Source organism: Streptomyces achromogenes subsp. achromogenes, assembly GCF_000720835.1.
Taxonomy (GTDB): Bacteria; Actinomycetota; Actinomycetes; order Streptomycetales; family Streptomycetaceae; genus Streptomyces; species Streptomyces achromogenes.
Genome location: NZ_JODT01000050.1, coordinates 21,634 through 46,769, shown reverse-complemented (window position 1 = coordinate 46,769; position 25,136 = coordinate 21,634). Strand labels below are relative to the sequence as shown.

General features: G+C 72.4%; 26 protein-coding genes. 11 read left to right on the top strand and 15 right to left on the bottom strand.

The window, feature by feature from the left end:
* The 4 genes from IH25_RS0134360 to IH25_RS0134345 all read left to right on the top strand — a co-directional run.
* The coding region (locus IH25_RS0134360; RefSeq protein ID WP_394298461.1) for a hypothetical protein at nt 1-722 on the top strand (722 nt) is incomplete at its 5' end.
* A gap of 93 nt (nt 723-815) precedes the next feature.
* Nucleotides 816-2,414 carry a ribosomal protection-like ABC-F family protein gene (gene abc-f, locus IH25_RS0134355; RefSeq protein ID WP_030619995.1) on the top strand — a complete coding sequence of 533 codons (1,599 nt, stop codon included), beginning with the start codon at nt 816-818 and terminating at the stop codon, nt 2,412-2,414.
* A 335-nt stretch (nt 2,415-2,749) separates the two neighbouring features.
* The gene (locus IH25_RS0134350; RefSeq protein WP_004002281.1) at nt 2,750-2,971 is read left to right on the top strand and encodes a helix-turn-helix domain-containing protein; all 222 of its coding nucleotides are present in this window, start codon (nt 2,750-2,752) and stop codon (nt 2,969-2,971) included.
* A 117-nt stretch (nt 2,972-3,088) separates the two neighbouring features.
* Entirely contained in the window at nt 3,089-3,892 is an 804-nt protein-coding gene (locus IH25_RS0134345) for an enoyl-CoA hydratase/isomerase family protein (protein ID WP_030619992.1), read from the top strand.
* Between the two features lie 150 nt (nt 3,893-4,042).
* Here the strand turns inward: IH25_RS0134345 and IH25_RS0134340 are convergent, their stop codons facing one another.
* The 5 genes from IH25_RS0134340 to IH25_RS0134320 all read right to left on the bottom strand — a co-directional run bounded on the left by IH25_RS0134340 (nt 4,043) and on the right by IH25_RS0134320 (nt 8,904).
* Nucleotides 4,043-4,798 carry an SDR family oxidoreductase gene (locus IH25_RS0134340; protein ID WP_030619989.1) on the bottom strand — a complete coding sequence of 252 codons (756 nt, stop codon included), beginning with the start codon at nt 4,796-4,798 and terminating at the stop codon, nt 4,043-4,045.
* 4 nt (nt 4,799-4,802) lie between these two features.
* The gene (locus tag IH25_RS0134335; protein ID WP_030619986.1) at nt 4,803-6,587 is read right to left on the bottom strand and encodes a glycoside hydrolase family 15 protein; all 1,785 of its coding nucleotides are present in this window, start codon (nt 6,585-6,587) and stop codon (nt 4,803-4,805) included.
* Nucleotides 6,588-6,735: 148 nt separating this feature from the next.
* A complete protein-coding gene (locus IH25_RS0134330) occupies nt 6,736-7,533 on the bottom strand; it encodes an SURF1 family cytochrome oxidase biogenesis protein (RefSeq protein ID WP_030619984.1) in 798 nt (265 codons plus the stop codon).
* 49 nt (nt 7,534-7,582) lie between these two features.
* Nucleotides 7,583-7,816 (bottom strand): hypothetical protein, encoded by a 234-nt coding sequence (locus tag IH25_RS0134325; protein ID WP_078844571.1) that lies wholly within the window; start codon nt 7,814-7,816, stop codon nt 7,583-7,585.
* A gap of 104 nt (nt 7,817-7,920) precedes the next feature.
* Nucleotides 7,921-8,904, bottom strand: coding sequence for a DEDDh family exonuclease (locus IH25_RS0134320; protein ID WP_030619979.1), 984 nt, complete (start codon nt 8,902-8,904; stop codon nt 7,921-7,923).
* Between the two features lie 168 nt (nt 8,905-9,072).
* On the opposite strand from IH25_RS0134320, the gene IH25_RS43255 reads away from it, so the two are divergent.
* The 3 genes from IH25_RS43255 (at nt 9,073) to IH25_RS0134300 (ending at nt 11,417) form a co-directional block, all read left to right on the top strand.
* Entirely contained in the window at nt 9,073-9,390 is a 318-nt protein-coding gene (locus IH25_RS43255; RefSeq protein WP_030619975.1) for a hypothetical protein, read from the top strand.
* A gap of 147 nt (nt 9,391-9,537) precedes the next feature.
* Entirely contained in the window at nt 9,538-10,248 is a 711-nt protein-coding gene (locus tag IH25_RS0134305) for a VIT1/CCC1 transporter family protein (RefSeq protein WP_030619972.1), read from the top strand.
* Nucleotides 10,249-10,367: 119 nt separating this feature from the next.
* Nucleotides 10,368-11,417 carry a zinc-dependent alcohol dehydrogenase family protein gene (locus IH25_RS0134300; RefSeq protein WP_030619969.1) on the top strand — a complete coding sequence of 350 codons (1,050 nt, stop codon included), beginning with the start codon at nt 10,368-10,370 and terminating at the stop codon, nt 11,415-11,417.
* Between the two features lie 25 nt (nt 11,418-11,442).
* On the opposite strand, the gene IH25_RS0134295 is transcribed toward IH25_RS0134300, so the two are convergent.
* Both IH25_RS0134295 and IH25_RS0134290 read right to left on the bottom strand, forming a co-directional pair.
* Nucleotides 11,443-12,837 carry a CoA transferase gene (locus IH25_RS0134295; protein WP_030619966.1) on the bottom strand — a complete coding sequence of 465 codons (1,395 nt, stop codon included), beginning with the start codon at nt 12,835-12,837 and terminating at the stop codon, nt 11,443-11,445.
* Nucleotides 12,838-12,906: 69 nt separating this feature from the next.
* The gene (locus IH25_RS0134290; RefSeq protein ID WP_030619962.1) at nt 12,907-14,430 is read right to left on the bottom strand and encodes a S8 family peptidase; all 1,524 of its coding nucleotides are present in this window, start codon (nt 14,428-14,430) and stop codon (nt 12,907-12,909) included.
* Nucleotides 14,431-14,716: 286 nt separating this feature from the next.
* Here IH25_RS0134290 and IH25_RS0134285 point away from each other — a divergent pair, with 286 nt between their 5' ends.
* From IH25_RS0134285 to moaA, 3 genes are all read left to right on the top strand, one after another.
* Complete coding sequence (locus IH25_RS0134285; protein ID WP_030619961.1) at nt 14,717-15,073, top strand: DUF485 domain-containing protein; 357 nt, start codon at nt 14,717-14,719, stop codon at nt 15,071-15,073.
* Entirely contained in the window at nt 15,070-16,695 is a 1,626-nt protein-coding gene (locus tag IH25_RS0134280) for a solute symporter family protein (protein WP_030619958.1), read from the top strand. Before IH25_RS0134285 ends, IH25_RS0134280 begins: the two co-directional genes overlap by 4 nt.
* Before the next feature lie 172 nt (nt 16,696-16,867).
* Nucleotides 16,868-17,857: a GTP 3',8-cyclase MoaA gene (moaA, locus tag IH25_RS0134275; RefSeq protein WP_030619955.1), complete on the top strand. Its 990-nt coding sequence runs from the start codon at nt 16,868-16,870 to the stop codon at nt 17,855-17,857.
* A gap of 83 nt (nt 17,858-17,940) precedes the next feature.
* Here moaA and IH25_RS41450 read toward each other — a convergent pair whose 3' ends face one another.
* From IH25_RS41450 to IH25_RS0134255, 3 genes are all read right to left on the bottom strand, one after another.
* Nucleotides 17,941-18,087, bottom strand: coding sequence for a hypothetical protein (locus IH25_RS41450; protein ID WP_157847072.1), 147 nt, complete (start codon nt 18,085-18,087; stop codon nt 17,941-17,943).
* A gap of 109 nt (nt 18,088-18,196) precedes the next feature.
* Nucleotides 18,197-18,421 carry a hypothetical protein gene (locus IH25_RS0134260; protein WP_030619952.1) on the bottom strand — a complete coding sequence of 75 codons (225 nt, stop codon included), beginning with the start codon at nt 18,419-18,421 and terminating at the stop codon, nt 18,197-18,199.
* A 238-nt stretch (nt 18,422-18,659) separates the two neighbouring features.
* Nucleotides 18,660-19,067, bottom strand: coding sequence for a DUF3099 domain-containing protein (locus IH25_RS0134255; protein ID WP_030619949.1), 408 nt, complete (start codon nt 19,065-19,067; stop codon nt 18,660-18,662).
* A gap of 247 nt (nt 19,068-19,314) precedes the next feature.
* Between IH25_RS0134255 and IH25_RS0134250 the strand changes: the two genes are divergently transcribed.
* On the top strand, nt 19,315-19,599 hold the full coding sequence (locus IH25_RS0134250) for a GlsB/YeaQ/YmgE family stress response membrane protein (RefSeq protein ID WP_030619946.1): 285 nt from the start codon (nt 19,315-19,317) through the stop codon (nt 19,597-19,599).
* An 87-nt stretch (nt 19,600-19,686) separates the two neighbouring features.
* On the opposite strand, the gene tyrS is transcribed toward IH25_RS0134250, so the two are convergent.
* The 5 genes from tyrS to IH25_RS0134225 form a co-directional block, all read right to left on the bottom strand.
* Nucleotides 19,687-20,955, bottom strand: coding sequence for a tyrosine--tRNA ligase (gene tyrS / locus IH25_RS0134245; RefSeq protein WP_030619943.1), 1,269 nt, complete (start codon nt 20,953-20,955; stop codon nt 19,687-19,689).
* A 69-nt stretch (nt 20,956-21,024) separates the two neighbouring features.
* Nucleotides 21,025-22,416 (bottom strand): TldD/PmbA family protein, encoded by a 1,392-nt coding sequence (locus tag IH25_RS0134240; protein ID WP_030619937.1) that lies wholly within the window; start codon nt 22,414-22,416, stop codon nt 21,025-21,027.
* Nucleotides 22,413-23,936, bottom strand: coding sequence for a TldD/PmbA family protein (locus IH25_RS0134235; protein WP_030619934.1), 1,524 nt, complete (start codon nt 23,934-23,936; stop codon nt 22,413-22,415). The genes IH25_RS0134240 and IH25_RS0134235 overlap by 4 nt, the downstream gene beginning before the upstream one ends.
* Before the next feature lie 97 nt (nt 23,937-24,033).
* Entirely contained in the window at nt 24,034-24,219 is a 186-nt protein-coding gene (locus IH25_RS0134230; protein ID WP_030619930.1) for a DUF397 domain-containing protein, read from the bottom strand.
* A complete protein-coding gene (locus tag IH25_RS0134225; protein WP_030619925.1) occupies nt 24,216-25,067 on the bottom strand; it encodes a helix-turn-helix domain-containing protein in 852 nt (283 codons plus the stop codon). Before IH25_RS0134225 ends, IH25_RS0134230 begins: the two co-directional genes overlap by 4 nt.
* Between the last annotated feature and the right edge of the window lie 69 nt (nt 25,068-25,136).

Sequence of the window (25,136 nt, the reverse complement as noted above, 5' to 3'; positions counted from 1 at the left end):
CCCCCCCCGCACGCCCCGCGCCCCTCTCGCACCACCCCCGCCCCCTAATCCCGTACCTCCGCCGGGCGCTCGGTCTGCTGGCGGGGCTCTGCCTCCTCGGCGTACTCCACCAGGCGCGGCCCCCGGCCTACGGGGACCGGCTCACGGGATCCGCGCATGCGGACCGGACGTGGGTGCCCCGGGTGCGGGGCGCCGTCGTGGCCGGGTACGACACCCGCGGGGGTGCCCCGCGCTGGCGCTACGCGCGCGCGGGGCACCGTCCCGTCGTCGTGCTCCCCGCGCGCGCGGAGGCGATCACGCTCTGGGACGACGGGCTGCTCACCGCCACCGACGGCCGCACCGTGCGCTGGCACCGGGCCCTGCCCGACGCGGCCGAGTGGCTCCCGGCCCACGGCGGCGCCGGCGTCCTGCGCCCCCTCGGTCACGGCATCCTCGCCGTCGTCACCCCGCGCCGCGTCGCCGCGTACCGCACCGCCGACGGTGATCTGCGCTGGACCCTGCCCGCCCGCGACGGCTGCGCGTTCCGCCCCGGTGGCGCGCTCCGGCGCGGTCCGGCCCTGCTGCTCGCCCAGCCGTGCCCGGACACCGCCTGGACCGGCCAGCTCGTGGCCCTGGACGACCTGGGGCGGATCACCCCCGGCCGCACCCCCCTGGGCAGCGCCCCGCCCGCCCTGCGTCCCGGTCACCGGGACGCAGGAAATTCGCTTGCACCGCCCCGTTAGACTGGGGCCCATGGCCATTCTCCTCGCGCATTAGACGGCGGGAACGTCCTCAGCCGCCCACCCGCCAATCCCTGTACGCCCTGGAGTCTGTCCGTGATCTCCGCCTCCGGTATCGAGCTGCGCGCCGGTGCGCGCGTCCTCATCGAGAACGCCACCTTCCGTGTCGCCAAGGGCGACCGCATCGGCCTCGTCGGCCGCAATGGCGCAGGCAAGACCACCCTCACCAAGTGCCTGGCCGGCGAGGGCATCCCGGCCGCCGGCACGATCACCCGCTCCGGCGAGGTCGGCTACCTCCCGCAGGACCCCCGCACCGGCGACCTTGACGTCCTCGCCCGCGACCGCATCCTGTCCGCGCGCGGACTCGACGTACTGATCCGCAAGATGCGCGAGAACGAGCAGCGCATCGCGAGCGGCAAGGGCTCCACCCGCGAGAAGGCCCTGAAGCAGTACGAGCGCCAGGAGACGGAGTTCCTCACCAAGGGTGGGTACGCCGCCGAGGCCGAGGCCGCCACCATCGCCGCCGCGCTGAACCTGCCCGACCGGGTGCTCGGCCAGCCGCTGCACACCCTCTCCGGCGGTCAGCGCCGCCGTATCGAGCTGGCCCGGATCCTGTTCTCCGACGCCGACACCCTGCTGCTGGACGAGCCCACCAACCACCTCGACGCGGACTCGATCACCTGGCTGCGGGACTATCTGAAGTCCTACCGCGGCGGCTTCATCGTCATCTCCCACGACGTCGACCTCGTGGACACGGTCGTGAACAAGGTGTTCTACCTGGACGCCAACCGCTCCACGATCGACGTCTACAACATGGGCTGGAGGCTGTACCAGCAGCAGCGCGAGGCCGACGAGAAGCGCCGCAAGCGCGAGCGCGCCAACGCCGAGAAGAAGGCCGCCGCGCTCAACGCCCAGGCCGACAAGATGCGCGCCAAGGCCACCAAGACGGTCGCCGCGCAGAACATGGCCCGCCGCGCCGAGAAGCTGCTCTCCGGCCTCGAGGACATCCGGATGTCCGACAAGGTCGCCAAGCTCCGCTTCCCGGAGCCCGCGCCCTGCGGCAAGACCCCGCTGATGGCCGAGGGCCTGTCGAAGTCGTACGGCTCGCTGGAGATCTTCACCGACGTCGACCTAGCCATCGACAAGGGCTCCCGGGTCGTCATCCTCGGTCTCAACGGCGCCGGCAAGACCACGCTGCTGCGCCTCCTCGCCGGCGTGGAGACGCCGGACACCGGCCGGGTCGTCCCCGGCCACGGCCTGAAGCTGGGCTACTACGCGCAGGAGCACGAGACCCTGGACCCCGACCGCACGGTCCTGGAGAACATGCGCTCGGCCGCCCCCGACATGGACCTGGTCGAGGTCCGCAAGGTGCTCGGCTCGTTCCTGTTCTCCGGCGACGACGTCGACAAGCCGGCCGGGGTCCTCTCCGGCGGCGAGAAGACCCGGCTCGCCCTCGCCACGCTCGTCGTCTCCTCGGCGAACGTGCTGCTCCTGGACGAGCCGACGAACAACCTGGACCCGGCCAGCCGCGAGGAGATCCTCGGCGCCCTGCGCACCTACAAGGGCGCGGTCGTCCTCGTCACCCACGACGAGGGCGCCGTCGAGGCGCTCCAGCCGGAGCGGATCATCCTGCTGCCGGACGGCGTCGAGGACCTGTGGGGCTCCGACTACGCGGACCTCGTCACCCTGGCGTGATCGACGGCCGGATCCCTCGCGCATGGATCATTCGGCCTATCCGTGATCCATCATCTGTGTGAGATCTCCTCGTATCGAGGTGTGTCATACACGGATTTCGCGGCCGACCCCCCGGTAGCCGGGGCGTCGGCCGCTCGGCGTTCCTGACCTGGTACTTCGCGAATCCACCCGTACGGACCCCTGGACTCCACCCGCTGGAATCACGCATTCCGTTTGTGGGGGACCCCTCCTGTCGTCACAACGATGTCTCACCGACCTTGCCGAATGGGTGGCCATCACGCCCAGGAGGGGTGATCATGAGGAGACCAGAGCGCACTTCCCATGAGGAGGCACGGGTGGCCGAGACTCTGAAGAAGGGCAGCCGGGTGACCGGCGCCGCGCGCGACAAGCTCGCGGCAGACCTGAAGAAGAAGTACGACTCCGGTGCGAGCATCCGGGCGCTGGCCGAGGAGACCGGCCGCTCGTATGGCTTCGTGCACCGGATGCTCAGCGAGTCGGGCGTCACGCTCCGTGGGCGTGGCGGAGCGACCCGGGGTAAGAAGGCCGCTTCGTCCTGACTCCGGGCGGCCCATCGGCTTCGATGGTGGCCACCCGGTCGGCGGACCGACCGGCCGGGTGGTTACTGTGCAGTCACTTAGCTCAGCTCTGCTGACCGCACCCATCGGAGGCACCCCATGGCTTCGCCCGACCAGGACCTCGCTCCCGCACTCGACAAGGACGGCGTACGGCTCACCGTCGAGGACACCCTCGCCACGGTGACGCTGACCAACCCGGCCAAGCGCAACGCGCAGACTCCCGCCCTGTGGCGGGCGCTCGCCGAGGCCGGGCGGCTGCTGCCGGGCTCCGTCCGGGTGGTCGTGCTGCGCGGCGAGGGCCAGTCCTTCTCCGCCGGGCTGGACCGTCGCATGTTCACCCCGGAGGGGATCGAGGGCGAGCCGACCTTCGTGGACCTCGCGCGCCGTGACGACGCCGGGATCGACGCGACCATCGCCGAATACCAGGAGGCGTTCACCTGGTGGCGGCGCACCGACCTCGTGTCCATCGCCGCCGTCCAGGGCCATGCCATCGGGGCCGGCTTCCAGCTCGCGCTCGGCTGCGACCTCAGGGTCGTCGCCGACGACGTCCAGTTCGCCATGCGCGAGACCAGCCTCGGCCTCGTTCCGGACCTGACCGGCACCCACCCGCTGGTCGGGCTCGTGGGATACGCCCGCGCGCTGGAGATCTGCGTGACCGGGCGGTTCGTCGGTGCCGAGGAGGCGGTGGCCAGCGGGCTGGCCAACCTCGCCGTGCCCGCGGCCGACCTGGACGCGACGGTACGGGACCTGGCGGCGGCGCTGCTGGCCGCGCCGCGCGACGCCGTGGTGGAGACCAAGGCGCTGCTGCGCGGTGCCGTCGACCGTACCTACGACGAGCAGCGCACGGCGGAGCGCGCCGCCCAGGCCCGCCGCCTGCGCGACTTGGCCGGGCTGGGCGAATGAACCACCCCGAATAACTCGTCCGGCCGCCGCCTTCGGCGGAAGGCCACGGCGGTGCCGGTGCGGACCGACACCGCCGGGGCGGCCGTCGTTCGTCGGGGCCGAGAGGCGGTGGCCGACGGGCTGGCCGACCTCGCCGTGCCCGCGGCCGACTCAGAATCCGTGCCGCATGCCGCCGTCGACCGGGACCATGACGCCGGTCAGATACGACGCGGCCGGGGACAGCAGGAACGCGGCGGTCCGGCCGAACTCGTCGGGCCGGCCGTAGCGGCGCAGCGGAATCCGTGACGCGTTCGCCGTCCGGGTGGCCTCCGGATCGGCGGACCGCCCGTCCAGCTCGCGCACGCGGTCGGTGTCGATCCGGCCCGGCAGCAGCCCCACCACCCGGATGCCGCTCGGCCCCAGCTCGTCGGCGATCGACTTGGCGAACCCGGCGAGCCCCGGCCGCAGCCCGTTGGACACCGTCAGGCCCGGGATCGGCTCGTGCACCGACCCGGACAGCACGAACCCGATGACCCCGCCCTCCGGCAGCTCGGCCGCCGCCGCGCGGGCCAGCCGCACCGCGCCGAGGAAGACCGACTCGAAGGCGTCCCGCCACTGTTCGTCGGTGTTGTCGGCGACGAACCCGGGCGCCGGACCGCCCACGCTCACCAGCACCCCGTGAAAGCCCCCGAAGCTCTCCCGGGCCGCCGCGATCAGCCGCTCGGGCGCGCTCGGGTCGGCGTTGTCCACGGCCACGCCCACCGCGTTCGGGCCCAGGGCGGCGGCGGCCTCGGCGACCCGCTGCTCGTCCCGGCCGCTGACGACCACCTTCGCCCCGTCCGCGACGAGTTCCCGCGCGGTGGCGTTGCCCAGTCCCCGGGTGGCTCCGGTGACGACGTACACCCGGTCCTTCAGTCCAAGATCCATGGCCCTATCCTGCCCCGTCCTCCCCGAAGAGCGTGAGCGCCGTGTTCACCAGGCCGACATGGCTGAACGCCTGCGGGAAGTTGCCCAGCTGGCGGCCGTCGACGGGGTCGTACTCCTCGGCCAGCAGCCCCACGTCGTTGCACAGGCCCACCAGCCGGTCGAACAGTTCGCGGGCCTCCTGGGTGCGGCCGGTCATGTGCAGCGCGTCGGCCAGCCAGAAGGAGCAGGCGAGGAAGGCGCCCTCGCCGCCCGGCAGTCCGTCGATCACCGAGTCCCCGGTGTCGTAGCGGCGCAGGAAGCCGCCGTGCCCGAGGTCGTCGCGGATGGCGTCGACGGTGCCGACCACCCGGGGGTCGTCCGGCGGCAGGAAGCCCACGCGCGGGATGAGCAGCAGCGCGGCGTCCAGTTCCCGGGAGCCGTAGTACTGGGTGAAGGTGTTGCGCTCCTTGTCGTAGCCCTTGTCGCACACCTCCCGGTGGACCTCGTCGCGCAGCCGGCGCCAGCCGTCCAGGTCGCCGCTCAGTTCGTGGTGCCGTTCCAGCGTCTTGACGGCGCGGTCGGCGGCCACCCACACCATCACCTTGGAGTGCACGAACTGCCGCCGGCCGCCGCGCACCTCCCACAGGCCCTCGTCCGGCCGCCGCCACGCCGACTCCAGGAACCTCATCAGCGAGCGCTGCATGGCCCACATGTGCGGCTTGGTCGGCAGGCCCGAGGCGCGGGCCAGCGACAGGGAGTCCATCACCTCGCCGTACACGTCCAGCTGGAGCTGGTCGACGGCGCCGTTGCCGATGCGCACGGGGGCGGAGCCGGCGAAGCCGGGCAGCCACGGCAGCTCCGTCTCCCGCAGCCGCCGCTCGCCCGCCACGCCGTACATGATCTGCAGATCGGCCGGGTTGCCGGCCACCGCGCGCAGCAGCCAGTCCCGCCAGGCCTCGGCCTCCTCCTGGTAGCCGGCGGCGAGCAGCGCGCCGAGGGTGAGGGTGGAGTCGCGCAGCCAGCAGTAGCGGTAGTCCCAGTTGCGCACGCCGCCCGGCTTCTCGGGCAGCGAGGTGGTCGCCGCGGCGACGATCCCGCCGGTCGGAGCGTAGGTGAGGGCCTTGAGGGTGATGAGGGAGCGCACCACCGCGTCCCGGTACGGCCCCTCGTAACGGCACCGCCCGGCCCAGCTCCGCCAGTCGGCGACGCTGCTCTCCAGCGCCTCGTACGGGTCGATGGGCGGCGGGCGTTTCTCGTGCGAGGGGTGCCAGGTGAGGACGAACGCCACCCGCTCGCCCGCGGCGACGGTGAACTCCGCGTGCGTGCCGTACTCCTCGCCCCAGGTACGCACGGCCGGCTCGGCGCGCAGCCAGGCGGAGTCCGGCCCGGCGACGGCCACCCGGTGGCCGTCCGCGCGGCGCACCCACGGCATGATCGAGCCGTAGTCGAAGCGCAGGCGCAGCGTGCTGCGGACGGTGACCCGGCCGCTGAGGCCCTCCACGATCCGTACGACGTCGGGGGCGCGCTCGCGCTGCGGCATCAGGTCGGTGACCCGTACCGCTCCGTCCGGCGTCTCCCACTCGGTGTCCAGGACGAGGGTGTCGGGCCGGTAGGCGCGGCGGGCGCAGACGTCCGCCCCGCGGGGCGCGATCCGCCAGTGGCCGTGGTCCTCGTCGCCCAGCAGCCGGGCGAAGCAGGCGCCGGAGTCGAAGCGCGGCAGGCACAGCCAGTCGATCGAGCCGTCCTTGCCGACCAGGGCCGCGGTCTGCTCGTCCCCGATGAGGGCGTAGTCCTCGATGCGCGCGTTCACGGGATGCGGTTTCCCGGCGGACCAGGGGGCCAACCAGGTGGTCCGCCGGGGGAGTGATCCGAGCGCCGGGGCGGGACGGCCGTGCGCGGGCCGGAACGGGGTGGAGGCCGGCCGCCGGCCGGGCGTGGGGGCGGGGCGTGGGGCGGGCTCAGACCGGGGCCGGTTCGGACTCCTCGGTCCGCTGCTCCGCCGCGGCCTCCTCCCGGTCCCGCAGCTCGCGCCGGACCAGGAACCACCAGCCGACCGGGACGGCCGCCGCGAACAGCCACCACTGGATCATGTACGCGTAGTTCAGCGGGGCGTCCTCGCTGCCCGGGTCGGAGATCTGCTCCGGGGAGCCGTCCTTCGCCTGGGGCGCGGTCTGCTGGATGTAGCCGCCGAGCACCCGGGCGCCCAGCCGTCGCGCCTCCTCCTCGCTGTTGATCAGCATGATCTGCCGGTCGGGCAGGCCCTTGACGTTCTTGATGCCGCTCGCCGCGGTCGTCTCGTCGGACATCAGCCGCCCGGTGACGGTGACCCGCCCGGCCGGCGGCGCGGGCACCTTGGGGAAGTCGGTCTGCGCGCCGTTCGCGGGGATCCAGCCCCGGTTGACGAGCAGCACCTTGCCGTCGTCGAGGACGAGGGGGGTGAGGACGTGGAAGCCGACCTCGCCGTCCGAGTTGGTACGGCGGCGGACCACGACCTCCTTGGCGGTGTCGAAGGTGCCGGTCGCGGTGACCGTGCGGTACTTCTCGGCGCGGGTCACCGTGTGCCCGGGGGAGGTCAGCCGCTCCACCGGGACCGGGTCGGCGTGCAGCGCGGCGGAGACCAGGTCGTTGCGGGCGGTGCGCTCCTCGTAGCGGTGCTGCTGCCAGAAGCCCAGCCGGATCATCGTCGGGATCAGCGCGATCGCGACGAGCGTGAGGATCACCCACTGGCGGGACAGCAGGAAGCGGTAGCGGTGCACCCCACGACGGTACCTCCGCGCCGTGGGGTGCGTTCAGGCGGGTACCGGGTCAGACCCGGTCGACGATGCCCGCCCTCCCCTCGGCCCGGGCGCAGTGCGCGCCGCAGAACCAGTGGCCGTCCACCTCCACGCCCTGGCCGATGATCTGCACCCGGCAGTGCTCGCAGATCGGGGCCATGCGGTGGATCGCACAGGAGAAACAGTCGAAGACATGCACGGCACCTTGTGCGTGCACCTCGAAGGTCATTCCGTAGTCATTGCCGCAAACTTCGCATGTCGCCATGCGCCACAGGGTGAGCCGTCGCCGATCGCCCGGCGAGCCGGCACCGGGTGAGTCGTGGGGCAATCACCCGTTCGTACGATGAACCGCCAGGAGGTCGGCCAGGGCTACTCGCCGGCGGGCTCCACGTCCCGCAGCAGCTGGCCGAACGCGGCCTCGTCCACGATCGGCGTGCCGAACTGCCGGGCCTTGACCGTCTTGGACGTGCCCGAGTCGGGGTCGTTCGTCACCAGCAGGCTGGTCAGCCGGGAGATGCTGGTGGCCACATGCAGCCCGGCCTCGGTGGCGCGGTCCTCCAGCAGCTCGCGCTCCGTCGACGTGTCACCCGAGAAGGCGACCCGCATGCCCTGTTTGAGCCTTTTGCCGTCTTCGTAGCGACCCGGGTTGGGATAGGGGCATGCGGGCCTTTTGCGGGAGGGGCGCCAACCGGCCCCCCGATAGCCGCCGTAGCCGCCCGTCGCCTGCCGGGGCACCGGCCGGTCCGACCACTCCGTCAGCGGCCGGCACTCCAGCAGCGGCAGCCGTACCCCGCCCGCCGCCGCGGCCCGCAGGCTGGGCCGGAACGCCTCCGCCAGCACGCGCGCGTCGTCCAGCGCGTGGTGCGCCCGCTGCTGCACCACCCCGAAGTGCGCCGCCAGCGACTCCAGCTTGAAGTTGGGCAGCGGCAGCCCCAGCTCCTTCGACAGCGCGATGGTGCACAGCCGTTGCCGCACCGGCGCCTCGCGCCGCACGCGCGCGTACTCCCGCGCGATCATCTGCCAGTCGAAGACCGCGTTGTGCGCGACCAGCACCCGGCCGTCCAGCCGGGCCGCGAACTCCTCGGCGACCTCCGCGAACAGCGGCGCGCCGTCGAGCATCTCGCTCGTCAGACCGTGTATCCACACGGGTCCCGGATCGCGCTCCGGGTTGACCAGCGTGTACCAGTGGTCCTCGACCTCGCCGCGCGCGTCCAGCCGGTACACGGCCGCCGAGATGATCCGGTCGTCCCTGGCCAGTCCGGTGGTCTCCACGTCAACGACCGCGTATCCCTTCGGATACGCGGCCGGCCACGGGGTGGCGGAGGGCGCTGCGGTCGCACGGTCTTCGAGCATGGTCACCGAGGATACGGGCCACCACTGACAACACGGTCCCCCAGGTCCGGCACCCGCGTTCCCGGCTCGGCCGCCCGCTCGGTCACCGCACACGCGCGCGTGTCGGTGCGAAGGACGCGTGTCCGCGCGCAGGGGCGTACGGAAGGTGCGGTATCACCTGCTTCACGCGTGGCCGTCCGCGCACGGGAGCTCCTCGTGTGCTGCCGGCAGGGCTCCCCGCGCAGCCCCGCCGCGTGCGCCTCGCGGGCCAGGACCCGCTGGGCGGGCAGGGAACACCCGATCGGTCAGGCCGCGTTCGTGCACCAGGGCGACCAGATGCGGATGGTCGCGCAGCCGGCGCCGCAGGGCGTGCGGGACGGGCGGCACGCGCTGCTCGGCCGTGCGCTCCGTCGGCCGGAACCCGCCGAGTCCGGCCGCGGCGACAACCAACTCCCTTCGGTGCGCGCCTGTTTACCCCGCACCCGGACTGCCGTCACGGTGCCGTAGGTGACGACCCGTCAGGTACTTGGCGAAGGACGGTATGGCACGGCCGCTGGCGCGGGCCGCCGTCAACAGGGTGGACCTGGGTGCGGCAGGCGGGCAGGCGGGCGTCGGTGCGGCGGGCCGGGGGCCGGCGGTGGAATCCTCCCTGCTGTGACGGAACCCACCCACGACGAGGCCCACGGCGGCGCCCTCGGCTCCCGGCTGAACTGGCTGCGGGCCGCCGTACTGGGCGCGAACGACGGCATCGTCTCCACCGCCGGCCTGGTCGTCGGCGTGGCCGGCGCCACCGAGAGCCGCTCCGCCCTGCTCACCGCCGGACTGGCCGGCCTGCTCGCCGGCTCGATGTCCATGGCGGCCGGCGAATACGTCTCCGTCTCCACCCAGCGCGACTCCGAGATGGCCGCGCTGGCCGTGGAGCGACGGGAGCTGCGCGACCAGCCCGAGGCCGAACTGCGCGAACTGACCGACCTGCTGGCCGCGCGCGGCCTGTCCCGGGAGGTGGCCCGCGAGGCCGCCGAACAGCTCACCGCGCGGGACGCGCTGAGGGCCCACGCGCGGGTGGAGCTCGGCATCGACCCCGACGAGCTGACCAACCCCTGGCACGCGGCCTGGGCGAGCTTCGTGGCCTTCACCGTCGGCGCGCTGCTGCCGCTGCTGGCCATCGTGCTGCCCCCGGCCGGTGCGCGGCTCCCCGTCACCGTGTGCTGCGTCCTCGCCGCCCTGGTCCTCACCGGCTGGAGCAGCGCCCGCCTCGGCGCGGCCGACCCCCGGCGCGCGATCGTGCGCAACGTGGCCGGCGGGGCACTGGCGATGGCGGTGACCTACGCGGCGGGCAGCCTGCTGGGGGCGGCCGGGGTGTGAGCGCGGCGGGGCCCGGCCGCGCGGGCCTACGCGGGCACGACGTACCGTGAAGTGCGCCCGCCACCCGCGAGCGCACCGCCCCGCCCGCCACCCGCACGAGCACGAGAAGGACCGCCGCCATGCGCGCCACCACCATCCACGCCCCGTACGAGATGCGCGTGGAGGACGTCCCCGACCCCGTGGTACAGCTGCCCACCGACGCCGTCGTACGGGTGCTGCGCGCCTGCATCTGCGGCAGTGACCTGTGGGCCTACCGGGGCGAGGCGGCACGGCAGCCGGGCCAGCGGATCGGGCACGAGTTCCTCGGCGTCGTGGAGGAGACCGGCTCGGAGGTGGGCACCGTGCGCCGCGGTGACCTGGTGGTCGCGCCCTTCATGTGGTCCGACGGCGTCTGCGACTACTGCCGCGAGGGCCTGACCACCTCCTGCGAGCACGGCGGCTTCTGGGGTTCCGTCGGTTACGACGGCGGCCAGGGTGAGGCCGTCCGCGTGCCGTTCGCCGACGGCACCCTGGTCCGGCTGCCCAAGGAGGCGGCCGGCGACGACCATCTGCTGTCCGCCCTGCTGACCCTGTCCGACGTGCTCGGCACCGGCCACCACGCCGCCCTCGGCGCGGGCGCCCGGCCCGGCGCCACGGTCGCCGTCGTCGGGGACGGCGCGGTCGGGCTGTGCGCCGTCCTGGCCGCCAAGCGGCTCGGCGCCGAACGGATCATCGCCTTGGGCCGGCACCAGGTGCGCACCGACATCGCCCGCCGGTTCGGCGCCACCGACGTCGTCGCCGAGCGCGGGGAGGCGGCCGTCGAGGCCGTCCGCGAGCTGACCCGGGGCCAGGGGGCGCACGCCGTCGTGGAGGCGGTCGGCACCGAGCAGTCCATGCGGACGGCCGTTGGCATCACCCGGGACGGCGGCGCCATCGGCTTCGTGGGCGTGCCCCACGGCAGCGGCACCGGCCTGGACCTCGGCGTGATGTTCGACCGGAACATCGCCCTGCGCGGCGGGGTCGCCCCGGTCCGCGCCTACATCCCCGACCTCCTGCCCGACGTCCTCGACGGCACCATCGACCCGTCCCCGGTGTTCGACATGACCGTCGGCATCGAGGACGTGCCGGCCGGCTACAAGGCGATGGACGAGCGCACGGCCCTGAAGGTGCTGGTCACCAACGACCGCTGACGGCGTCGACCGTTGACCGTGTCCGTCACCCCTGGGAGGCCGGGGCGGCCCAGCGGGCCGGGGACGAGCCCCACGGCACCGGGGGCCGGGCCCAGTCGGCGGGGCCGCCCGTGAAGGACACGGCCGGGCGGGCGTACCGCAGCCGGCCCAGCGTGCCGCCGGTCTCCGCCAGCCAGGCGTCCGGGCCCGGGTACGGCTCCCCGCCGGCCGGTTCCGGGCGGATGCCGGAGGTCAGCCAGTGCGCGGTCCGGGCCAGCGCGATCCGCACCAGCCGGCTCCCGCCGTCGTACGACTGCTCGGTCAGCGCCCGCAGCACGGCCGCCGCCAGCAGATAGCCGGTGCCGTGGTCCAGGGCCTGCGCGGGCAGCGCGCCGGGTTCCCCGGCCGTGCCCTCGGTGACCGCGATGCCGGTGGCGGCCTGCACCAGGCTGTCGAAGCCGCGCCGCCCGCGCCAGGGCCCGTGCGCGCCCCACGCCGACACCTGCGCCACGACCAGGCCGGGGTGGCGCGCGCTCAGCTCCTCGGGGGAGAGCCCGAACCGGTCCAGGGCGCCCGGGCGGTAGCCGGTCACCACGACGTCCGCCGTGCTCAGCAGGTCCTCCAGGACGTCCCGGCCGGTGCCCAGGTCCAGCGTGGCGGACCGCTTGCCGAAGCCGGTGTCGGCGTGCTGGTCCGGCAGTTCCGGCAGCCAGGGGGCGTCCACGCGCAGCACGTCCGCGCCGAGCAGGGCGAGGGTCCGGGTGGCGACCGGGCCGGCCAGGACCCGGGTCAGGTCCAGGACGCGCAGCCCGGCGGCGGGCAACACGGCGGGGGCGGCCGGGTCGAGCGGCGGGAACTTGCGCGGGGGCGCCGTGTCCAGCCGCCCGCGCTCGACCAGCGGGCGCGCGGCGACCTCGGCCGCCTGCTCGTGGGCCCGCCACCGCTCCGGTGTGCGCAGGGCCACGGCGAGACCGCCCGTGCCGTCGACGGTCTCCTCCACCTCCACGGCCGGCATCCCGGCGAGCCGTGCGGCGACCCGCTCCGCCGAGGCGTCCTCGGGCAGCCCCAGCGCGCCCAGCAGCCGGCTTCGGTGGTGCGGGTAGTTGGCGTGGGTGCGCACCCAGCCGTCGGCCGTCCGCCAGAACCGGGACAGGGGTGCGAAGGAGACCGGCGCCCGGCCGTCCACCCGCAGCAGCCGCTCGCTGTGGAAGGCCGCCGCCACCGCGCCGTCGTCGACCCGGACGGCCGGCACCTCGGCAAGCCCGGCCCGGCGGGCCGCCAGCTCCGCCGCGGCCAGGGCGCAGGCGCCGACGCACGCCCGGGCCAGCTCCCGCACGGGAAGGCGCGCCGTGAGCACGCCCTCCCGCGGGACGGAGGTGAGCCGGGAAAGCCGGGCGGGATCGCCGCCCAGCGAGGACCACGCGTACGTGAGTGCAGTCATGACTGCACTATGCATTATTGATTCAATCAATATTTCGCGTGGACACCTACAGGGACCTCCGTGCCCCGTCTACCTGGTCACCGCGGCCAGCGCGTCCGCGACGCCCCAGCCGTAGAAGCCGTTGCGGTTCTTCGTCCCCTCGCACACCGCGTCCACCTTGCCGTCGCCGTCGATGTCGTACGGGTCGGTGCAGGGCGTGGCGGTGGCCTCCGCGTACAGCAGCGCCTTCACGACCGCCGCCGGGGCGTGCGGATGGGTTGACTTGATCAATGCGGCAACGCCGGCGACGTGCGGGGTCGCCATGGAGGTCCCGGCCATGTAGCCCCACTTGCCGCCCGGCAGCGTGCCCAGGATCAGGCCGCTGGTCGCCGGGGCCTGCGGCGGCTGGTAGTAGTCGCCGCCGGGCGCGGCGATGTCGACCACGCCGAGACCGTGGTTGGAGAAGGACGACTTCAGCCCCTTGGCGCCGGTCGCCGCGACCGTGACGACACCCGGCAGCTGGGTCGGTATGTCGAAGCACTCGTGCGGGTCGATCACCCGGTCCGACGGGGTGCCGTCGTTCGGCGAGTCCTCGTCGGTGATCGCGTGGGACGCGAGGTCGTAGTTCTCGTTGCCCGCCGCCGCGACGTTGACCGTGCCCTTCCTCTCCGCGTAGCGCGAGGCCCGGGTGATGGCGTCCACGAGCGCCTTCTGGTCGGGGTCGGCGGTGCAGTTGAAGTACCACGGGTCGGTGTAATAGCTGTTGTTGGTCACATCGACGTGGTGTTCGGCCGCCCACACGAAGCCGCAGACCACGGCCTCGGTGTAGAAGTAGCCGCCCGGGTTGGACACCTTGATGCCGGCGACCTTCACCCCCGGCGCCACGCCCGTCATCCCCACGCCGTTCTTCGCCGCCGCGATCTCACCGGCCACATGCGTGCCGTGCGGGCTCTCCGAGGCGCCCGGCCGCCAGGCCCCGTCCGTCGTGTCCGGCTTGCCCGACACGCAGTTGACGGAGGCCGCCCGGTCGAAGTTGGGCGCGATGTCCGGGTGGGTGTCGTCGACGCCCGTGTCGATGACGGCGACCGTGACGTCCGGGCTGCCCAGGGACTTCTCGTGCGCCTTGTCCGCCTTGATGGCCGGCAGGTCCCACTGGAGCGGCTCCAGCGGGTCCTGGCCGGCGGCGGCCCGGACCCCGGCGGCCTCGGCCGCGCTCAGCGCCTTCGGCGTGCCCACGTCGGTGGTGGACTGGGCGGGCAGCGGCGCGTTGCGGGTGGCGCCCGCCGAGGCGACACCGCGTACGGCACGGATCGCCTGGGCGAACCCGGGGTTCGCGGAGTGCACCACGATCACCCCGATCCGGTCGTAACTCGTCACGACCGTACCGCCGTTGCGGGTGATCGCCCGCCGCACCGAGGCGATCGTGGAACGGTCCGTCCGGGTGTTCACCACGTACGACAGGGTGGGGCCGTCCGCCGCCCGCGCCGCCGTGGCCGCCGGGGCCGTCGAGGCCGCCGCGGAGGCCGCCGACGGCACGAAGCCGAGCGTGGCGGTCAGCGACAGCACGGCCGGTACGGCGAGCGCCAGTCGGCGTCTGGAGCGCAGATGAGCCATGGGATCTCCACATCATCCGGATACGGAACCGCCCGGAACACCGGTGACTGTCCGAGCAGGTACATGACGACGTCGTGCTGGGCCGAAGCTATCCCCCGGCGCTGATCTCCGAAAGACCCAGGCGGACTTGAACCCCGTCGCGGGCGGCGCCGTGACCGTGGGCGGGAGGCCCGGAAGATCCGGCCCCCTACGGGAATCACCCGATGGAGTCGCGTGATGACTCGCTGTAATGTGGTCCCGTCCCTGAGAGATGAGCAAGCGCACGTCCGTGACGCGAGGAGACTCCGTGGCTACCGAGACACCGCCACCCGCGCAGACCCCGACCCGCCTTCCCTCCGCCGAGGAGTTCACCGAGGTGCAGCAGAGCGCGGAGTTCGGTGAACTGCGCCGCGCCCACCGCTCCTTCGCCTTCCCCCTGACGATCGCCTTCGCCGCCTGGTACCTGCTGTACGTCCTGCTGTCCAACTACGCGGGCGGCTTCATGGGCACCAAGGTGGCCGGCCACATCAACGTCGCCCTCGTTCTGGGCCTCGCCCAGTTCCTCACCACGTTCCTGATCGCCTGGTGGTACGCCCACCGTGCCGCCACCCGGCTCGACCCCCGGGCCGAGGCCATCAAGTCCCGGATGGAGGGCGGAGCATGAGCGCCGTACCCCACACGCTGCTGGCCGCCGGCGAGGCGAGCGAGCACCGCACGCTGATCATCACCCTGTTCGCGGTGTTCGTCGCCGCGACCCTCGTCATCACCGTCTGGGCGGGCCGGCAGACCAAGGACGCCGCCGACTTCTACGCGGGCGGACGGCAGTTCACCGGCTTCCAGAACGGCCTCGCCGTCTCCGGTGACTACATGTCCGCCGCGTCCTTCCTCGGCATCGCCGGCGCCATCGCCCTCTTCGGCTACGACGGCTTCCTGTACTCCATCGGCTTCCTCGTCGCCTGGCTCGTCGCCCTCCTGCTGGTCGCCGAACCGCTGCGCAACTCGGGCCGCTACACGATGGGCGACGTGCTGGCCTACCGCATGCGCCAGCGTCCCGTGCGCACCGCGGCCGGCACCTCCACCATCGTCGTGTCGATCTTCTATCTGCTGGCCCAGATGGCCGGTGCCGGCGTGCTGGTCTCCCTGCTCCTCGGCATCACCAGCGACGGCGGCAAGATCGGCATCGTCGCCCTGGTCGGCCTGCTGATGATCGTGTACGTCACCATCGGCGGCATGAAGGGCACCACCTGGGTCCAGATGGTCAAGGCGGTGCTGCTCATCGTGGGTGCCGTGCTGCTGACCTTCCTCGTCCTGCTGAAGTTCGACTTCAACGTCTCCGAACTGCTCGGCAGGGCCGCCAACAACAGCGGCAAGGGCAGCGCCTTCCTGGAGCCCGGCCTGAAGTACGGCGCCACCGGCACCACCAAGCTGGACTTCCTCTCCCTCGGCATCGCCCTGGTCCTGGGCACGGCCGGCCTGCCGCACATCCTGATCCGCTTCTACACCGTCCCCACCGCCAAGGCCGCCCGCAAGTCCGTCCTGTGGGCCATCGGCCTGATCGGTGCCTTCTACCTGATGACCCTCGCCCTGGGCTTCGGCGCCGCCGCGCTGATCAAACCAGGCGAGATCATCGCCTCGAACAAGGCGGGCAACACGGCGGCCCCGCTGCTGGCGCTGCACCTGGGCGGTGTGGACTCCAACTGGGGAGCCATCCTGCTCGCCACCATCTCCGCGGTCGCCTTCGCCACGATCCTCGCGGTCGTCGCCGGCCTGACCCTGGCCTCGTCGTCCTCCTTCGCGCACGACATCTACGCCAACGTCATCAAGAAGGGCCAGGCCACCGAGCAGCAGGAGGTGCGCGCGGCCCGCTGGTCGACCGTCGGCATCGGCGCGGTCTCCATCGTCCTCGGCGCCCTGGCCCGCGATCTGAACGTGGCCGGACTGGTCGCCCTCGCCTTCGCGGTCGCCGCCTCCGCCAACCTGCCGACCATCCTCTACAGCCTGTTCTGGAAGCGGTTCACCACCGCGGGCGCGCTGTGGTCGATCTACGGCGGCCTGGTCACCGCGGTCGGCCTGGTGCTGTTCTCCCCGGTGGTCTCCGGCAAGCCGACGTCGATGTTCCCGGGCGTCGACTTCCACTGGTTCCCGCTGGAGAACCCCGGCCTCATCTCCATCCCGGTCGGCTTCCTGCTCGGCGTGGTGGGCACCCTGCTGTCGAAGGAGGTCCCGGACGCCGGGAAGTACGCGGAACTGGAGGTGCGCTCCCTGACCGGCACCGGCGCCCACTGAGGCGGCACCCGGGACGACCGCGTCGGCCGGGACTGTACGGTCCTACGACGCGGTCGCGCCGTACCTCGTGGGATCGGGCCGCTGTCGATGTCGGCGGGGTCACGTACGCTCGCAGGTGACGGACGGGGCATCCGCGGCCCAGAATGGGTGACCGGGAGAGGGAGGGGCCCACGTGCTCATCGACACCTACGGCCGGGTGGCCACCGATCTGCGGGTCTCGCTGACCGACCGGTGCAATCTGCGCTGCACCTACTGCATGCCCGAGGAGGGCCTGCGGTGGCTGGCCAAGCCCGACCTGCTCACGGACGACGAGATCGTCCGCCTCATCGGCATCGCGGTGCGCATCCTCGGCATCGAGGAAGTCCGCTTCACCGGCGGCGAGCCCCTGCTGCGCCCCGGCCTGACCGGCATCGTGGAGCGCGTCGCCGGCCTCGCCCCGCGCCCCCGGATGTCCCTGACCACCAACGGCATCGGCCTGGGCCGCACCGCGACCGCGCTGAAGGCGGCCGGCCTGGACCGGGTCAACGTCTCCCTGGACACCCTCCGGCCGGACGTCTTCAAGACCCTCACCCGCCGCGACCGCCACCAGGACGTCCTGGACGGCCTGGCCGCCGCCCGCGAGGCCGGCCTGACCCCGGTCAAGGTCAACTCGGTCCTGATGCCGGGCCTGAACGACGACGAGGCCCCGGACCTGCTCGCCTGGGCGGTCGAGCACGACTACGAACTGCGGTTCATCGAGCAGATGCCGCTGGACGCCCAGCACGGCTGGAAGCGCGAGGGCATGGTCACCGCCGGGGACATCCTCGCCTCCCTGCGCACGCGTTTCGACCTCACCCCCGAGGGCGCCGACGCACGCGGCTCCGCCCCCGCGGAGCGCTGGCTGGTGGACGGCGGCCCGCACCGGGTCGGCGTGATCGCCTCGGTGACCCGGCCGTTCTGCGCGGCCTGCGACCGCACCCGCCTCACCGCCGACGGCCAGATACGCACCTGCCTGTTCGCCACCGAGGAGACCGACCTCCGCGCCGCCCTGCGCTCGGGCGCCCCGGACGAGGAGATCGCCCGCCTCTGGAAGCTGGCGATGTGGGGCAAGAAGGCCGGCGCGGGCCTGGACGACCCGTCGTTCGTCCAGCCGGACCGGCCCATGTCGGCGATCGGCGGCTAGACCGCCGGCCCGTCCGCCGCCCGGCCGGTCAGGCACCGGGCGGCGAGGGCCTTGCCGCCCGGGACGGGGCACACCACGCGGCCCTACGACTCCCGCTCGGACCAGGTGAACGAGTCGAGACCGTCCCCCTCGGCCGGATCCGGACCGGTCCGGCGGCTCACTCCGAACCGCGCCGGCATCCAGGGAATCTGACCCTCGTCGCAGCCGCAGGCCCGTGTCACACCGGTCATGGGAACACCCTGCCCGCGCGGCACCGCACACGCGCCGCCCGTCGCCCGACCGTGCCGCGGCCGTGACGCTTCCGCGACCGCCGCACGGGACCGAAGCCGCCGGCTCCCGTTACGCCCCGGCCTCTTCGGCGGCCCGCCACTCCTCGAACCGCACCACGTCCTTCAAAAACCCCCGCACGCCGAGGAACTGCGACAGATGCTCGCGGTGCTCCTCACAGGCCAGCCATGTCTTGCGCCGCTCCGGCGTGTGGACCTTGGGGTTGTTCCACGCCAGCACCCACACGGCCGCCGTGCGGCAGCCCTTGGCCGAGCAGATCGGGGTCTCGTCACTCACGGTTTCGTCTCGGTTCGTCTCATCGAGGGGCGGAAAACGAAAGGGCGGAAAACAAGGCGACGCCGGGCAGCCACGGGGGGAGCTGCCCGGCGTCGGTCCGTCGCTCCGACGGGGGATGCGGAGCGCCTACGCAGTATGTCACGGCTACCCCGTCGCCCGGGACCGGAACAGCTAGATTGATCTGAGGTTTTCTTGAGCTCCCAGGTGGCCGCCCCGGCGGCCCCCGCGTCCGCCGTGCTCAGACCGGGTCGGGGCGCTCACCGCCCGCTCCGGCCGCCTGGTTCGTCGGCACGTCGCGCGGTGCGGAATCCCGTACGGAGTCCGCCCGTTGGGCGTCGGCCGACGGGGCCGCGATCATCGGACGCGGCGGCGCGGTGACGAACGTCGACGGAAGCGACGGCGGCCGCTCGCGGCCCGCGTTGGCGACCACCACGGCGATATAGGGCAGCACCGCGCCGAGCACGAGCGCGACGATCGCGACGTACCGCTCGACGTTCCACAGCGAGGCCGCGAGGATCACCGACACGGTACGGACCGACATCGAGATCACATACCGCCGCTGCCGGCCCCGGACATCCTCGGCGAGTCCGGTCCGCGCGCCGGTGATCCGGAACACCTGGACGCCACCGCCGTGCTGTTTCCGCATCACCATTCACCATCCGCCCGCATCGGACCCGTTCCGGCCCGCACCCTCGTCCGCATCCGGCGGGGAACCCCGGCCGGGCCACCCCCCACGTTACGCCGCCCCCACGCCGCTATCGAGGCCGGGTCGCCCCCTGCCTGCGACGACGTCCTCCGCCCCCGGCGCGTACGGGGCAATCCGACGTGCGCCGTACGGCGCACCGCCCCACACTGGCCGTAATGCTCACGTCGAGCCGTACGAGGAGGCAGCCATGGGCTGGTTGTGGGCGATCATCGTGGGATTCGTGCTGGGCATCATCGCCAAGGCGGTCATCCCGGGCAAACAGCACAGCCCCCTCTGGCTGACCACCATCTGCGGCATCCTCGGCGCCATCGTGGGCAACGCGGTCGCCCGCGCGGTCGGCGTGTCGGAGACCAAGGGCATCGACTGGAGCCGGCACATCTTCCAGCTGGTGGCGGCGATCATCATCGTCGCGGCCGTCGACGCCCTCTACATGGCGACGCTGGGCAAGAGGAAGCACCGGGCCCGGGTGTAGGGGCGCGGACAGCCCACGCCCCTACACCACACGGCGCCGGGCGCACGACACGGGCGCACGACTCGGCGCCGAGTGCATCGCACGGCGTCAGCCGGAGACGACCTCCACCGCGGCCAGGTTCTTCTTCCCGCGCCGCAGCACCAGCCACCGCCCGTGGAGCAGATCCTCCCGGGCGGGCACCGCGTCCTCCGCGGTGACCTTGACGTTGTTCACGTAGGCCCCGCCCTCCTTCACCGTCCGCCGGGCCGCGGACTTGCTGGGCACCAGGCCGACCTCGGCGAGCAGGTCGACCACCGGGGCCGGCTCGGTGACCCGGATGTGCGGCACCTCCGACAGCGCCGCGGCCAGCGTCCGCTCGTCCAGCTCCGCCAGCTCGCCCTGGCCGAACAGCGCCCGGGACGCGGCGATCACCGCGGCCGTCTGGCCGGCGCCGTGCACCAGCGTGGTCAGCTCCTCGGCGAGCGCCCGCTGCGCCGCCCGGGCCTGCGGACGCTCCTCGGTCTGCCGCTCCAGCTCCTCCAGCTCCTCGCGGGACTTGAAGGACAGGATGCGCATGTACCGGGTGATGTCCCGGTCGTCCACGTTCAGCCAGAACTGGTAGAACGCGTACGGCGTCGTCAGGTCCGGGTCGAGCCAGACGGCGCCGCCCTCGGTCTTGCCGAACTTGGTGCCGTCCGCCTTGGTCATCAGCGGGGTGGCCAGGGCGTGCACCGAGGCGTCCGGCTCCAGCCGGTGGATCAGGTCGAGCCCGGCCGTGAGGTTGCCCCACTGGTCGCTGCCGCCCTGCTGGAGCGTGCAGCCGTAGCGGCGGTAGAGCTGGAGGAAGTCCATGCCCTGGAGGATCTGGTAGCTGAACTCGGTGTAGCTGATGCCCTGGTCGGACTCCAGACGGCGGGCCACGGAGTCCTTCGTCAGCATCTTGTTGACGCGGAAGTGCTTGCCGATGTCCCGCAGGAACTCGATCGCGGACAGGCCCGCGGTCCAGTCCAGGTTGTTGACCATGATCGCCGCGTTCTCGCCCTCGAAGGACAGGAACGGTTCGATCTGGGCGCGCAGCCGGTCCACCCAGCCGGCCACCGTCTCCGGGTCGTTCAGCGTGCGCTCGGCCGTCGGACGCGGGTCGCCGATCAGGCCCGTGGCACCGCCGACGAGCGCCAGCGGGCGGTGCCCGGCCTGCTGGAGCCGGCGCACGGTGAGCACCTGCACCAGGTGTCCCACGTGCAGGGAGGGAGCCGTCGGGTCGAAACCGCAATAGAACGTGACGGGACCGTCCGCGAGCGCCTTGCGCAATGCGTCCTCGTCGGTGGACAGGGCGAACAGCCCGCGCCACTTCAGCTCGTCGACGATGTCCGTCACGGTTCTCGTGTCTCCTTGATGATCTTCCGGCAGCCGGGTGACGACACCCGACCACGAACGCCTACGAGGTTATACGCCCTGACTGACAGAGCTCATGTTGAAGTCCGGGATCCGCAGCGGGGGCATCGCGGCGCGGGTGAACCAGTCGCTCCACTCGCGCGGCAGCGTCCGCTCCGTCCGCCCGGCCTCGGAGGCCCGGCCCAGCAGGTCCAGCGGCGACTCGTTGAACCGGAAGTTGTTCACCTGCCCGGTCACCTCGCCGTTCTCCACCAGGTAGACGCCGTCCCGGGTCAGGCCCGTGAGCAGCAGGGTCGCCGGATCGACCTCGCGGATGTACCACAGGCAGGTCAGCAGCAGCCCGCGCTCGGTGTCCGCGACCATCTCGTCCAGGGACCGGTTGCCGCCGTCCAGGATCAGGTTCCCGAGCGCGGGGGCGACCGGGAGTCCGGTCAGGCCCGCGCTGTGCCGGGTCGTCGTCAGGTGCTTCAGCACGCCCCGGTCGATCCATTCCGTGGCGTGCGTGGGCAGCCCGTTGTCGAACACGGACTCGTCGCTGCCGGAGGAGTGGGCGATCACGAAGGGCGGGCACTCCAGCCCTGGCTCGTTCGGGTCGCTGCGCAGGGTGAGCGGCAGCTCCGAGAGCCGCTCCCCGATCCGGGTGCCGCCGCCCGGCTTGGAGAACACCGTCCGCCCCTCGGCCGCGTCCCGGCCGGAGGCCGACCACAGCTGGTAGATCAGCAGGTCCGCGACGGCGGTCGGCGGCAGCAGCGTCTCGTACCGGCCCGCGGGCAGGTCCACGCGCCGCTTCGCCCAGCCGAGCCGTACGGCCAGCTCGGCGTCGAGCGCGCCGGGGTCGACGTCCTTGAAGTCCCGGGTGGAGCGGCCGGTCCACGCCGAGCGGGTGCGGTCGGGGGACTTGGCGTTCAGTTCCAGCGTGCCGGTGGGCTGGTCGTGCCGCAGACGAAGCCCGGTGGACGTGCCCACATAGGTCGACACCAGCTCGTGGTTGGCGAAGCCGTACAGTTCCCGGCCGCCCGCCCGCGCGCGGGCGAACGCCTCGCCGAGCGCCGGCGCGAAGTCGGCGAACACCGCGGAGGAGGTCTCGGCGGGCGCGTCCATGAAGTCCGGTGACTCCGGCACCCCGGTGACCAGCGGCTGCGCGTCCTCGGCGGGACCGGCGCCGCGCGCGGCGGCCTCGGCGGCCCGCACCAGCGGCTCCAGCTCCTCGGCGGTGACCGCCGACCGGGACACCACACCGGAGGCGGTGCCCTCGGCCCCGTCCACGGTCGCGATCACGGTGAGCGTACGGCCCCGGGTCACCCCGTTGGTGGTGAGCGCGTTGCCCGCCCAGCGCAGATTGGCGGTGGAGTGCTCGTCGGCGATGACGACACAGCCGTCCGCCCGGGACAGCGCCAGCGCCTGCTCGACGATCTCGTGCGGCTTGTGGGTACGGGCGCTCATCGACCGGCCTCCTGCGTGGTGTTCAGAATGTTGACGCCCCTGAAGAGGGCCGAGGGGCAGCCGTGGGACACGGCGGCGACCTGGCCCGGCTGGGCCTTGCCGCAGTTGAAGGCACCCCCGAGGACGTACGTCTGCGGTCCGCCCACGGCGGCCATCGAGCCCCAGAAGTCGGTGGTCGTTGCCTGGTAGGCGACGTCCTTCAGCTGCCCGGTGATCCGCCCGTTCTCGATCTTGAAGAAGCGCTGGCCGGTGAACTGGAAGTTGTACCGCTGCATGTCGATCGACCAGGACCGGTCGCCGACGACGTAGATGCCCCGGTCCACGCCCCCGATCAGATCCTCCGTGGACAGCCCGGCGGGATCCGGCCGCAGCGAGACGTTGGCCATGCGCTGCACCGGAACGTGCGCGGGGGAGTCGGCGTACGCGCACCCGTTGGACCGCTCGAACCCGGTCAGCCGCGCGATCCGCCGGTCCAGCTGGTAGCCGACCAGCGTGCCGTCCTTCACCAGGTCCCAGGACTGCGCCGCCACGCCCTCGTCGTCGTAGCCGATGGTCGCCAGGCCGTGCTCGGCGGTGCGGTCACCGGTGACGTTCATCAGCTCCGAGCCGTACCTCAGCTTGCCGAGCTGGTCGAAGGTGGCGAAGGAGGTGCCGGCGTAGGCGGCCTCGTAGCCGAGGGCGCGGTCCAGCTCGGTGGCGTGGCCGATGGACTCGTGGATGGTCAGCCACAGGTTGGAGGGGTCCACCACCAGGTCGTACACGCCCGGCTCCACGCTCGGCGCCCGCATCTTCTCGGCGAGCAGCTCCGGAATCCGGGCCAGCTCGTCGTCCCAGTCCCAGCCGGTCCCGGTCAGGTACTCCCAGCCGCGCCCCACCGGCGGGGCGAGGGTGCGCATGGAGTCGAACTCGCCGCTCGCCCCGTCGACCGAGACGGCCGTCAGCTGCGGGTGCAGCCGTACCCGCTGCTGGGTGGTCACCGTCCCGGCCGTGTCCGCATAGAACTTGTTCTCATGAACGGTGAGCAGCGAGGCGTCGACGTGATCGACACCGTCCGCGCCCAGCAGCCGGCTGCTCCACTCCGCGAGCAGCGCGGCCTTCTCCTCGTCCGGCACCGAGAACGGGTCGATCTCGTACGAGGAGACCCACGTCTTGTCGTCGTGCACCGGCTCGTCGGCCAGCTCGACGCGCTCATCGGAGCCGGCGGCCTTGATCACCTGCGCGGACAGCTTGGCCATCGCCACCGCCTGCGAGGCGACCCGGGCGGCGGCGTCCATGGTCAGGTCCACCCCGGAGGCGAAGCCCCAGGTGCCGCCGTGCACCACCCGGACCGCGTACCCGAGGTCGGTGGTGTCCGACGACCCGGCGAGCCGCGCGTCCCGCAGCCGCCAGGAGGCATTGCGCACCCGCTCGAACCGGAAGTCCGCGTGCTCGGCCCCCAGCGCACGCGCGCGTGCCAGCGCGGCGTCGGCGAGGGCGCGTAGGGGGAGCGCCAGGAAAGAATGATCGACTTCGTGAGGCATCGGTGGGATCCCTTCGGGCGCTTGCCTGTGGTGACCTTCGCAGGCAGTGAATCATGCCGCGCCGGTCACACTCCCGGGAGAATCCCTGGCCGCGAACTCAGCCGTCCAGGAGCGCGGTGAACGCCGTCCAGGCGGCCGGGGTGACGGTGAGGGGGCGGATGTCCTTGTGTTTGGAGTCGCGTACGTGGACTGCTGCGGGGAGCACGGCGACCTCGACACAGTTGTCGCCCTCGCTGCCGCTGTAGCTGCTCTTGAACCAGCTCAGCTCGTCGGTGGTGCTCATAGCGCTCCTCGCATCTGTTCCAGCAGCTCCACGGTGGCCCGGCAATCCAGGGCCTGCGAACGCAGCTTGCCATAGCGCTGGAGCATGACGCTCACGTCCTTGGGGGCGGAGATCAGGTTGCTTGACCGCTGCCCTTCCGTGTAACCGATCCACTGGTGAGCAGGCGTTTCGGCCAGATACATAAGACCGTCGACCCCGCAGTGGTCCTCCTGGAGCGCGGGCATGATCTGGATTTCGACGTTGCGCCGAGTGCCCACCTTTAGAAGGTGATCGATGACTCCCCTGGTCACATCCCGCCCACCCATGCGCCGATCCAGGATGGCCTGTTCAATGACGAAGCTGAACGCCGTGTTCTGCCGGGTGGAGATGATTTGCTGGCGGTCCAGTCGAGCCGTGACCTGGCGCTCGATCTGCTCCTCGGACACTGGTGGCAGTCGCCTGTCGTAAATCGCCCGAATGTATCCCTCGGGCTGCAACAACCCAGGAATCGCCCGGCACTCATACGCGTACAGGGAGATCGCCTCCTCCTCGATCCCCGCCCACTGCTGGAACCACGACGCCAGCCCTGCCCGCCTCGTCAGACTTTTCGCCGCCGCCGTAAGGACCTTCGCCCCGACCGGCCCCAGCACCTCACCCGCCCGTGCCGGCAGATCCGCCGGAGGGAACCGCTTGCCCTGCTCGATCTTGGCGATGTACGCGGCCGAGTACCGTACGCGCGGCGCGAACTCCTCCTGGGTCAGCCCGGCTTCTTCCCGCAGCGCCTTCAGAACCGCGCCGAAGGTCTTGAGACTGTCGGAAAGTTCGGCTTCAGTGTTGTTCGCAGTGCCTCCGCCGTGGTCCACCGTCATCGCCACGTGCCTCCTGTGCTCACGTCTCCGTGCTCTCACCGAAACCCCGCCCGCCCACCCAGGGTCACG